This window comes from Paenibacillus sp. FA6 (assembly GCF_051550225.1).
In the GTDB taxonomy this organism is placed as follows: domain Bacteria; phylum Bacillota; class Bacilli; order Paenibacillales; family Paenibacillaceae; genus Paenibacillus_AQ.
This window is the reverse complement of sequence record NZ_CP188820.1, coordinates 2,808,444-2,821,390: the sequence shown is the minus strand read 5'-3', so window position 1 is coordinate 2,821,390 and position 12,947 is coordinate 2,808,444. Positions and strand designations below refer to the sequence as shown.

The window sequence follows — 12,947 nt, the reverse complement described above, 5'->3', positions numbered from 1 at the left end:
ATGATAAGGTAGAAACACATATTTGATAGCGCTTACATAATGAGATATTTCCAAGAGTTAATCATCTACTTAACCAAAGAGGGGGAACACTATTTTGAGGAAGATCAGTATTTTTATACTTGTATTATGTCTTGTCATTTCAATGTCTAGTTTACCAATAATGAATGCAGCGGATATTGAAGTTGGTCAGGCACAGGAGTCAACGGAAGAACAAGCTATCACTCTGGAGGGGCAAGTCATTGAAAGTGAATTTGAAATTACAAACGTTGAAGAAGCTTCGAGAGTACAGATTCAGGAGTTAGAAGAGCAGAATGATATCACTTCGATGTCAACATTCACACTTCAGGCAGTTGGTGGTGTGTACACTCTTGGAACCGAAGCAGACACCTATGTACAGAGTGGTTCGGCCAATATTAATAAAAACTTTGCTACAAATGAGAAGATTCTGACAGGAGCGGGGAGAGAAGGCTATCTGCGATTTGATCTGTCTGACTTACCAAGAGAGGGTAAGATTGTTAAAGCGACTATGAAGCTGTATAAGACGGATAACAATACGAATGTATTAACTGTTAGTAATGTGGTCTATGACAAATGGGAAAATAATATAACTTATAATACCAAGCCGGAAGTGGGTAATAAGCTCACTGACTTTACCGCTTCAGGAAAGAATACATTCGTTTCTGTTGATTTGACCTCAGCAGTACAGAACGAATATCAATCTGATAAAAAGTTATCTATTCAGATGGAATGGGCCGCAGGCTCAATTTACGCCAATGAGTTCTTTTCCTCTAGAGGAGCAATGGCTACACAACGTCCAATCTTGGAAATTGAAATGATGACTGATGCTGAGATTGTGGCGTCAGATCTTGCGTCTCTAGATTCACTCAACGAACGTACGATTACGGATAATTTGGTGCTTCCGGTAATGGGTGAGAAGGGATCGGAAATCAGATGGGTATCTAGCGATGAGACAGTAATCACATCTACGGGAATTGTGAATCAGCCTGATGTAAACCAAGCGGATAGCGTTGTTACTTTAACAGCAACTGTTACGTATGGATCAGCTTCACAGACGTGTGTAATAACAATCCATATCCCAGCAAAACAGCAGGAATCACCTTATATCCTGCCATCACTGAATAATTTGATTGTATTCGCACAAGCACGGGTGAATGAAGCTCAAATTGGGACGGCACCAGGACAATTTCCGCAGGCAGCTAAAAGTTTATTCTTGGAAGCCATTTCTGAGGCCTTAACGACGGCTGAGAACCTAGACAGTAGTCACGTTTATGCTATTAAGAAATTAATCAATAGCGGATCGACATTCTACCAATCGGTGGTTACATCTGACGTGGTCAGAAACCCATCCATGAAACTGATAGAATATTCGCAATATCGGAAGGAACTAGTGACGCTTGTCTGGCAGGCAGAGTCCGCGATGCTGGTTGAGCCTGAGATGTACACGGTAGCGACCAAAAGAGCTTTGCAGGATAAAATTGATCATGCTAAAGAGGTGCTGAACGGTACGTATGAGCTTCCTTTCATACGGGATCGGGAGTTTGTAATTCCTCGTCCAGACGAGGATATTCAAGCGGCCATCGAGTATTATAGCAAAGCACCCAGCTATGGAATGTCATTGTATGGTCTGAAGCCTGCTTTGCAATGGTATTCTTCACAACATATCCTGCAGAGCGGTTACAGAACGGTAACACTATCTCCTATAGCGGATACTTATGTTAATAGTAATCCTGCGGGGGTTAATTACGGATCTGGAAAAACAGTAGTTCTTAGCGGTGGTAATACTGGAAGATCAGCCTTTCTAAAGTTCGACCTGTCAGCAATTACAGGAAATATTGCATCTGCTGAACTTCAAATTACCAATGCGAAGGCCGACAACAACCTTCTCCATATTTATACAGTAAGTGATGACAGTTGGGTTGAAAGCCAGCTTACTTATAATGTGTTACCAAAGGGTACTAATAATGAACCTCTATTAGGCTATGAACTTGGGAAATGGATGATGGGTGGTCTGAATAACCGCAGCGTGGTTGATGTCACGTATGGGGCGGAGCAGGAAAAGGCAGGCGATCAGATTTTATCGCTAAGGATTATACAGGATATAAGTGCATCGTTTCCGGGTGAATTTCACACGAAAGAAGCTGTGGACGTTACCAAGTGGCCGGCTCTTGTAGTGAAGATGGACAGTGTCGATCCGGGACTACTGAGTGAATTATATGGAAAAGTGACCGGGTTGGCTAACGACTTGGTTGGACCGGCTGTTACGGGGAGTGGTGTAGGGCAATATGCTGCTTCTGCTATTTCCGATTTGCAGCAAAAGCTTGCTATAGCTGAAACCTTGCATGGAGCTGGAGATGTCTACGCGGAAGGAGCTGCTCTGACGGCAGTATATGATTCGATGCGGGCAATGAGAGAGGCGCAGGTGCTGTTGACTGATATCGAGTCGGAATCAACTTTGTTTTATACAGCACAAGGATTAAATGATTTAAAGAACCGAATTCAGACGAATCCGACTCTCAAGGAGGAGTTCAACAAGCTAAAAGCGATGTCTGATGAGATGACACTCGAAGATATTAAAGGTTTGTCGGATATGCTGGTTGAAGGCGCCAATCTGGACGATTTCAGCAGCAAATATAAAATATGGTCTCCAGTCAGTAACCGGAACTTCACAACTCCTGCGGCTGCAGTAACTGCAAATATTTCAGTTACGTTACCAAGAATGGAGAATGAAGCTGAGGGGCTTGGACATGTGTGGATTGATAATCTGCGGGTCTATCCAGTAACGGGAGCAGATTGGGATATTCAGAATGAAAGCTTTGAGAGTGGAACGGGAAATCCGACTAACTGGAGTCCGGTTGTAATTAGTGGGAATCCAGTGATGAATTGGGAGAACAGAACGAACTATTCTTCAGCTGGAACAAAATCGATTTATCTAGAAAATCCTACTGCTGCTGATCAAGGTGCTTGGGTCTATAATAAGGAAATTAAGGTTACCGGTGGGATGTCGAATACGCTGAGTTATTCAGCAAAGAATAACGGACAATTTAAGGAAGGCGTCAATGTTGAAATTACGTTCAAAGATATAAATGGTACGGTTGTTGGATCATATGTTGATCAGAATAACCATAAATCTGCATTTGGTTCTAATTCGTTTAATCTGACCGCTCAGACGGATGCACTGGTATATGCAGTTACGGGTGATATAAGTTATGCGGAGAAGGCGAAAGAACGGATTAAGTGGTTCACGAATGATCATCTAGAAGGGGTAGAAAGCTGGCTCATTAATAATGGACGTCCATTCGGTTACGATGCGTTTGGTGCTGTTCAATCGGGGAGAAACGCAGTTTCAATAGCGTCTGCGTACAGTCTCATTAAGGATTCTGGCGTATTCTCTGTAGAAGAGAAATCATTATTTCTCCGTCAAGCCAAGTACTGGTTGGGCAATCTGACAGATTTGCGTGATCGTACCGAACTGACTGTTTACGAAGCTCAACTCAATACGGGGAACTGGGAAATGGACATGTCGACGGGAGCATCTATGCTTGCTATGGTACTAGCTGATGATCTGCCGGATGCACGCCAATGGATCGATAATGGAAGAATTATTGTAGAGGGGCAACTGAAATATACTATTCGTGAGGATGGGGGTTGGCCGGAGTCGATTCGTTATCATTTTGCATCGCTTGAGCGTATTCCTGCTTTTGCGAAGGCACTTAGAAATGTAACAGGTGATGATTGGTTCCAAAGTGGTGTTGTGAAAAATATGTTCAAATTCACGGTAGAGGTACAAACACCTCCTTATGAATTTTTCGATGGTGGAATTTCCACGCCGAACTTTGGGGACCATTCTATTTCAAAAGGGACAGAATTCAGTGTTCTTGGGCTCTATTTCGATGAAATTGCCAAAACAGATTCGGCACTTGCATCTGCCGTGTATGATACTTGGGCCCGTGCCGGGAAGCCCCTGCGGAATTACTGGGGAGAAGCATTAGCAATGGAAAATTTCTTTGCACCGTTTGATTTCTCCAATCAGGAGAACGATGTTCTACAACTAAAGTCTACAGATGCTATCCGCCCATGGGGTATATCCTTATTCCGTAACAATTTCAAGAGGGATAATGAAACCTATCTGGCAATGGTAGCTAACGAAAAGGCTATTGGTCACAATCATTACGACCAAGGTTCATTCATTCTGTATGCTAATAAGGAGCCGTTGGTTATGGATCCGGGCATCGAGAGTTACTTCGACACCAGTAAAAACTGGTATGTAGGTTCGTCCGCACACAGTACGGTGCAGTTCGTAGTAGACGGAGTTTCTAAAAACACCCCGATAAGCAGCACATGGGAGGATTTTTATACTTCTCAGAGTGTTGATTCAGTGAAAGTAAAGATCAATCATCCTTCAGGTGCGGCTAGTGGAACGCAGACACGAAATATAGAGTATGTCAAAAACGGCATCAATGCGTTTGTTATTTGGGACCAGATTAAAGGCAGTTCAGACAGCACAAAATTTAATCTTCCTGTATCAGCAACTTCGACAGTCGTAAATGGAAACAAAGCGTTGTCGAATGGACATTACAGTCTTGATTTGGAAACGACCTTTCTTCAGCCGGCACAACCTAATATTACAACTGAATTCGGACGAAGCTATCCGCAGGTTCCGAAGACAGACGGGATCTCTCAACTGAACTATATACGTGCGGAGGCCGCAGCGGGTGAAAGTTTCCTTACTGTTCTATATCCTAAAGGAAAAGGGATGGTGGGTTTAAGCACTGAGCAGCTAGAACTTGGTTCCGCTAGTGCGAAGGGATATCGGGTGCAGACAGCAGATGGTAAGTGGTTCATTGTCATAGTGAATAACAGCGACATGGTGCAAAATATCAGCATTCCTGCAGAAGAGAGCCTTGTAGATCTTAAATCAGATGAGCTTCTTCCGGAGAAAGCTGGCAAGATTTCGGCTAATCTAGAAGCAAACGGTATTCATATATTCAAGGCTGAGTCACTGGCAGAAGGAACGACAACAACCATTGAAATCACTGGAACAGATACCATTCAGGTTCCAGTGAAGGGTACTCTCAGCTATAACTATGAGGCAGCTGTGATTGACCAATACAATGATCAAATCTCAGGTGAAAATGTGAAGTGGTCATTGGATAGCAAAGTCAGCGGTATAACTGTTGACGAAAATAAAGGTATTGTAACTGTGAGTAGCGGTGCGGGAGGGAAAGAAGGAATCATTCTTTCCGCTACGGCTGGGACTGTAACTCAAACACTTAACATTTCTATAAATGGCGGAGGTCTTGTACCAGAGCCAGATCCAGAACCAAACCCAGATCTAGGATCGGTAGCCAATCCTAATCCATCAAATACTGGCTCGCAAACCACGCCAGGCTCATCCAGCAACTTAGGTGTGATCCGGGAAATTACAGCAAACGAGATGCAGAATCATCCGAATAATGTAATCACAATAGCGCTCAATGAAAAGGAAAATGGCATATCTATTCCTTCAAGCGCATTGAATCTTGTAGATAAACTATCATTAGTAATGACTAAACAGGCGGTATCGTTATTCATACCGTCAGCAGTATTGAAACAACTGATAAACCTGAATTTGGGTAGTGAAGTAGATTCTTCGATTATCATAAAACTGAGTGCCAACAATGCCGCACTTCCTTTGAAAATCAAGGATCACGGAAATTCATCGGTGATCAATATGGGGGGGCAAGCATACGAAATTGACCTTATGCTGACGAGCGAGAACAGCCAGTCAACACGGATTGATGCGTTTGTCCAGCCTGTGATTCTTACCTTTCCTTACGATTCGGCCTCGGTAGATCCAGAGTTGATCGCTGTTTACTACTTCAATTCAGGCTCTAGTAAATGGGAGTATATTGGCGGTAAAGTCGATTTAGCCAAGGGACAAATATCCACCGCTGTTCCACGATTCGGCACCTATGCTGTGTTGGAGGTGAACAAGACGTTCTCCGATGTATCAGTGGGGCATTGGGCAAATAGGACACTGAAAGTTCTCACAGCACATAATCTGGTAAACGGAACTGAAGAAGATTTATTCCATCCGAATGTCCAAGCCAAACGTGCAGAATTTACCTCTATGTTGGTGAGAGTTTTAGGGCTTGATGGCGGAGACACCGCTTTACCGTATACAGATGTATCTTCTACAGCGTGGTATGCCGCAGATGTTTCCAGTGCATATGCAGCTGGCTTGATCAAAGGAACATCCAAGAAACACTTTGCACCTGAAGCTCTTATTTCGAGAGAGGAAATGACAGTGCTTATGATAAGGGCGTATGAGTATGTGAATGGAACTTCATCAGCAAGTGGTAGTGCACTTCAATCGTACACTGATGCTAATCGGGTTTCCAGTTGGGCGAAGGATGAAGTCAATAAGGCCATTGAGCTTGGTTTAGTCAAAGGTACAGATATAAATACATTGGCACCTCAATCTAAGGCAATGCGTTCCGAAATGGCTCAGATGATTTATAACCTATTACAAAAAGTGTCCAATTAAGAGAGCACTGCAATACGAATATTAATTCTGTGAAAGCAAACCCAATGCCGCGTAGGCGTTGGGTTTTTTAAAATATAAGAAAGTATAAGTTTCACTTGATACTTTATTTCTTATATTTCGGCAGAGACGGATACCTTAAAGCGATACAAAGTATCGTTAGCATCGGAAGCATAAACTCCTTGAAAAAGGACGGCATAGCCGTTTCTGCTTGCCCTATTAGAAAGATAAGTGGTTGCAGATTGCTACTAATCTCCCTAATTTAATGCGATCGGTAAAATTTAAACAGACGGTTTCGTTTCTAATCGTTGTTATCAACCAAATCAAAACTACACAGATGTGGGAAGAGAAGCCACAATATTCGTAGAAGTACAATAACGATGAATACATACAATTGGGGTGAGCAAATGTTGAACAGGATAAATCTTCTGGAGGACTGGAAGATAACCGGACAACAAGCCGGCAAAGGTTATGCATTACAAGATCTACTTCAAATGGAATATGAAACTCCTGATGATGCAATTGGATGGTATCCGATTGGTTTTGAACGCGGCAATGATTCAGCGCTGGATGTGATGGGCTGGTATGGATTAAAGTTGGCCTTGAACACGGATAGTGAGGAGACGGAGATTACCGTAAAGGCCAGTTTTATAGATAATCGCAGTATATCGGCTGTAATCTGGTTGGCGGGGGCCGGAAGCCATGAGGTATCATTGAGGCTGTCCGACTTTGAAGTTGAGAGCTCTAAAGATAATATCTGGAGGTTCCTGAAGAGCATCGAACTCCATGGCAATGCGGAAGTAATCTCGGCTTTGTTGGTAAAAGGAGATCGTATATTCGTAGAGACTGATATTTTGGGCAAGGCGGGAGATATCGGCGAAGAGGTTCGTTATACTATGTGCGTCCATAACTGCACTGATTCTAAACAGAGTGTTGTGATCAAACAGCTCTTCGAAGGATGGGAATCTCTGCTGCCTGAAATTTCACCTTCTCGATTTGTACTGGAGCGAAACGGAAAACAGCAGGTTGAAGTGGTAATGAAGGTACATGATTATATGGTACCAGGTGGTCACGAGAGTACGGTGCTACAATTTACGGCCGGTGGCGATGGTGGCAACGCGGTTCAAGTGGAATTAAAAACGCTAAGTAGACTCGCACATCCTTATATTTATTACAATGAAGAGCAATGGCGTGAGACGGCGGAGAAGATCGCAAAGTATGAAAAGTTCAAGCCAGGGTATGACAAGCTGATCGCTGATGCTGATGCGTGGGAAGTAACGCCTCCGGTATCAGACAGAGATTATTGCTACAATACGAGTGAAGAGCATTATTTGATGTCAGCGGCATATGTCTATGCTTTAACTAAGGATATGAAATATGCTGAGAAAATTGCGCGTTTCCTGCGTTATTTCATTAATGAAGAAACAGGTTATCCGAAAAAGAAAAAAGGATGCAGTCAAAGTTATGTGCAAGAGGGTCATTTCTTCCAGCATATTGCTATTCCATATGACATCATTCATAATGCCGGGGTGTTAACGCCTGAGGAACATCGTGGTGTAGAGAAATGCTTCCGAATTTACATGGATATACTGGATAAGCATTTGCAGCAGGGACATATTTCCAACTGGTTATTATCTGAAATTACAGGGGCGTTCTACTGCGCACTGGCTATAGAAGATATTGAACGGGCATTGCGTTTCACCTTTGGTACAGGCGGTTCCATTGACCAGTTCCGTTATGGGCTGTTTAATGATGGCTGGTGGCATGAGTGCTCTGTCGGCTACAATATATGGGTTTCTTCAATGTACATTCATACGGCACATGCCTTGCTGCCCTTTGGCTACAATATTTTGCATACCCATTTCCGGATTCCCTTTAATGATGAAATCAACAGCACTTATAACGGTGATGAGGTAAAAGTGAAATTTGGGATGGTCAATAAGAAGTGGGGTGGTAACTTAAAAAGTTATGTCTGTATTAAGGACATGTTCGATGCGACCATTCCATTCCTTGATTATCGGGGCGTTCTGTTCGGAATTAGCGATTCGGATGAGAAAAAGCTAGAAGGTGTACATTTTGGCTCCACGTTTGATCTAGCCTATCACTATTACAAGGATTCGAGATACATCCCCGTTATAGAGCAAAATTCATATGTCGATCCGATCTTTGGACATGCGGAGTTGCCGGAAGTCGAGACCTCATTATACCGGGAGAATGCTTATGCCGATAATGTCGGAATTGCGATGTTGAGAAGCCAAACACCGAAGAGAGAGCAGAAGGAACAGATTCAGGCTGTTATTCGTTACGGCTCCCATGGTTATGCACATGGTCATTATGATCGTACCGAGCTGCTCTCAGTTATGCGCTATGGACGAAGCTTCTTTAATCCTGAGCATTGCTGGTGGGGCTACCATCATTTCATGTACAAGTTCTATGTACAGAATTCTTTGACCAAAAACATGGTTGTTGTCGATGAAAAAATGCAGGTACCGGCCGATTCCAAACGGCTTCTGTTCTACAGTGGCCAGGCCATCCAGGCTACAGCGATCGAGACTTGTTCGGAGTGGGCGTATCCACCTTACGGAGGGATGGTCTACAATGAGGGTGAAACGCTGGAAGAACGATGCCGTATGAACGCGAGCTCATTGCCACCTGCTGTTGATGCACCTCCATATGGAGAATTATCTGAATTCACCGCACTTGTCAAACAAAAGAGGGTCATGGGTGTTACGGATGATTATATCGTGTTATTTGATTATCTGGAAGGTGAGAAGGAACATCAGTATGATAGCCTTTTCCAAATTAAAGGCTTCCAGGGGCTAAGAGCCGATGATCTGAAATGGATCAAACATACGAGCCAATTCTCCGATAATCCGGTGTCAGACGCTCAGTTTATTACCGATTGCGACTGGTATGAGGCATCGGGTACAAGTGTCGCCAGCTTCGAGACTATATTCGGTGAGGGTGAGGATATGCGTGGCAACCGCACGTTCCATAATGCCCCCGGAGTTCTGAAAATGGATGTCCATACGGCTTGGCCACGGGATACGGTGCAAATCGTCGGTCGGGTCGCTGAGTATCACGCAGGATATACGATTCCGCTAGAGTACAAAGTAGAGGTGGACGGCGAGGTTAAGGCACAGGACGAGTTTGGAGCTTGGCTACTAGGCGAAGGTATTTGTGATATTGACCTGCAAGGTGCGAGAACTTTGACTCTACGGGTAAAGAATAATCCGTTATACGACGAACAGCATTATCCACTTCAAACAAAGCAAGGTCTATTCTGGGGGGAAGCTTATCTGGTTAAGGCAGATGGAAGTTCCATTCAATTGAGTGAGCTTGATCTGGTATATGATAATGTTGATCCCGGTTATGGCATTGGCAAAGATTATGAGGGTGGAAGGGTTACAATCATCGGTAATGAATATCCATATGCGTTGCCGACAAGCCCTCTGGATCACGAACGTGAGGCATTGGTTAGCCTCGACCTGACTGGTTCTGAAGCAGTGCGATTTGTCGGGCGTATCGGAGCTGATGCATTCCCCGGCGATGAAGCTCAGCGTCGCAAGACTTATGCGGTTAGATCGAAAGGGATGACGGGCAGATATATTACGATTGTGGAACCTTTTGAGAGCGACAGCATGATCGTGAAGGTAGTGGCTAGGGATGCTAATACAGTGGAAGTAACACTCACGGACGGCAGAACACAAGTAATCTCAGTACATGGCATAGAAGAAGATGAAGATTTGTCGGTAAAATTGGTCGAATATCAGTCAGGACAGGTAATACGCGAGGAGACAGCCAGCGGAAAATAGAGTTATCCATTAAAAAAAGCAGTAATCGTTCTACTTTAAAGTAGCACATTGTTGCTTTTTTTTTGTATAATAAAGTCCTTTAGAGAGAAAGGTTGGAGGGGGTTGCTTGTGAAAAGAATGATAAGTCGGTCCAACTTTTTTAGATGGTCAGTATTAAGCAAAACCATTTTCTTTTATACGGTGCTTGTTCTGATGGTAGTCACTTCCGTTTCTTTTGTCACCATGAGTACCTTTACCAATTATCTGAAAAAAGATGCTAAACGATCTGCAGAGGCGATGACTCAGCAGTCCTACAGCTCGGCTGATATTCTGTTATCCTCCACGTACAACTATTTCAGTCGGATATTCGTTAACAATTCGGATATATTCAATGCAATGTATAGTGATGAATTCAGTCCGCTACAATCAAAAAGCGTAAGCGATATGTTAATTAATCTGAAATCGTCTAATCCGCTTATTGAATCCCTTTATATTTATAACCTCAACCATGATACGGTGTTCTCCTCGGAATCAACCCGCAGCTCGGTAAATAAGTTTTTTGATCAGGGCATGACAGAGCTGATACAGAAGGAAGGCTTCTTGAAGCAGGGCCAATTCATTCCAAGGCGAGCGCATATTACGGTGAAGGTTGATCCATATGACGTTAATGTTATTACTATGGTTTTCTCACAGCTGGGAAGTAATGAGCTTGTAGATTCCGCGCTTGTAGTTAATCTTAATCAGAATAACTTGCAGAAGATTATTACGGATGGCGGGTGGAGCAGCTCCCGGCAGTCTCTAATTTTGAACAAATCCGGGTTATTGCTGTCACATTCCGACAATGAAAAGTTTAACGAGAGTCTTGTGGACTCCGAGTATGTTGATGAAATTATGAATTCGGATCATAAGCAGGGGCAGATTAATGCAGAGATTTCAGGCAAAAACTATTGGGTCTTCTACCTTAAATCAGCTCAGCTAGGATTGACCTTTATTAGTACAGTGGAAGAGCAAAGTGTACTCGGCAACGTGAGAAGAGTCCAGTATTTTATTCTCGGGATCACAACTTTTTTTACACTGATTGCAATTGTTATCGCTTTCTTATCCATTCGGAATTTTTATACGCCGCTTCGCCATATTGTTAAAAAAATTGGTGTCTTAGCCACTAAACAATCTGATAAGCTTTCGTACAATGAATACAATCTCATAGAGAATTGGTTCATGTATCAAGAGAACAGGGTTCAAGAATTGGAAAGTAGCATTTCTGGTTATTTGGACGCAGGTAAGAAAGAGACGCTTCGCGAGATTATTAAAGGCAGCTTCAGAGCTGTTCCTAATAATATGAAGCGCCTGGAGAAGCTTGATATAGATCCTGCGGCTGAGGTTTATGCCGTGTGTATCACACGCGTTGATAATTATCATCTGATTGTAGAACAATTTCAGGATTATGATATTCCTCTGTTCAAATATGGGATGATGAATATAGCCAAGGAAGTTATGAGTGGCGGCTGTAGGCTTGAACTTTTGGATGAGCATGAGGATTCTTTTGTAATGATCATAAGTGGGGATAAGGAATCGCTCGACAATGGGCATCTGCATGAAGCTTTACAACAAGTGCAGGAGAATATACTTAAATATTTGAAGTTGAGCGTGACGATCTCGGCCGGTAATCTAGTTGTTGGTATTGATCAGATCCAATATTCCTGGAAACAGGCATTTGTTGCCTCGAAGTACCGGCTTGTCCGGGGCAGCGGTAGCATTATTGGCTATGAGAATGAGATGTCCGGTAAATTATCGGTGCACGAATACCCGCTCTCACTGGAAAAGCAGATGATGGACAGTATGAAACTTGGCTCAAGAGCTAAATATGAAGCGGCTGTAGATGAATTTTTTAACGAGATCTCTAGTTATCATTATGAAGAAATTCACTTGTTTCTATCGCAAATGTTGATGATGACGATCCGAGTCTCGGGTAGCATGATTGATAATGAAGAACTCCTGCATACTGAGCTTCTAACGCTATCTGATTCATTGCTATATTGGGATACGCTAGATCAAATCCGTAATCAGTATGTACTTATTTGCGAACGGATTATTGAATTTCGAGATGAGAACTCCTCCAGTCGGGTCTCAAAAATAGTAGACAAAGTGAAGGAACTGATCCATAACGAATATACGAATCCAGATTTGACAATTGATGAAATTTCCAGACAAGTAGGGATGTCCAAGAACCATCTGAGAAAAGTATTCAGCGAGCAATGCGGTGACACTATCAGTCAGTATCTAAGCGTTTACAGATTTGAGAAGGCCAAGCTGCTACTCATGCAGACAGATCTCCCTGCTGCCAAAATTAGTGAAATGGTCGGTATCTCGAACTCAAATTATTTTTACAGCTCCTTTAAGAAACATGTAGGTAAATCGCCGGTGAATTATCGGAGCGAGCATAAGCTTAACTGACAAGGTCTAATATTTATACGAGAAACGGATGACATCTCAACAGGATGTCATCCGTTTCTTCTTGCGTTATTTTTTGTGCTGTTCGTTTTCTTTTATTGAAGGGGATCATGTCAAATCGTTGTGACCGTTAATTTATAAAGTGGCAGAATCGTAGG

The 12,947-nt window shown here is 43.0% G+C and carries 3 protein-coding genes; all 3 read left to right on the top strand.

Translation table 11 applies throughout. From position 1 onward, the window contains the following. Positions 1 to 94: 94 nt before the first annotated feature. The 3 genes from ACP8HI_RS13255 to ACP8HI_RS13245 all read left to right on the top strand — a co-directional run bounded on the left by ACP8HI_RS13255 (position 95) and on the right by ACP8HI_RS13245 (position 12,792). Positions 95 to 6,547, top strand: a complete 6,453-nt coding sequence (locus tag ACP8HI_RS13255; protein WP_438351518.1) for a CBM96 family carbohydrate-binding protein — start codon at positions 95 to 97, stop codon at positions 6,545 to 6,547. Between the two features lie 377 nt (positions 6,548 to 6,924). Continuing rightward, positions 6,925 to 10,359 (top strand): hypothetical protein, encoded by a 3,435-nt coding sequence (locus ACP8HI_RS13250; protein ID WP_438351517.1) that lies wholly within the window; start codon positions 6,925 to 6,927, stop codon positions 10,357 to 10,359. A gap of 117 nt (positions 10,360 to 10,476) precedes the next feature. Then, positions 10,477 to 12,792 (top strand): helix-turn-helix domain-containing protein, encoded by a 2,316-nt coding sequence (locus tag ACP8HI_RS13245; protein WP_438351817.1) that lies wholly within the window; start codon positions 10,477 to 10,479, stop codon positions 12,790 to 12,792. Positions 12,793 to 12,947 lie beyond the last annotated feature (155 nt).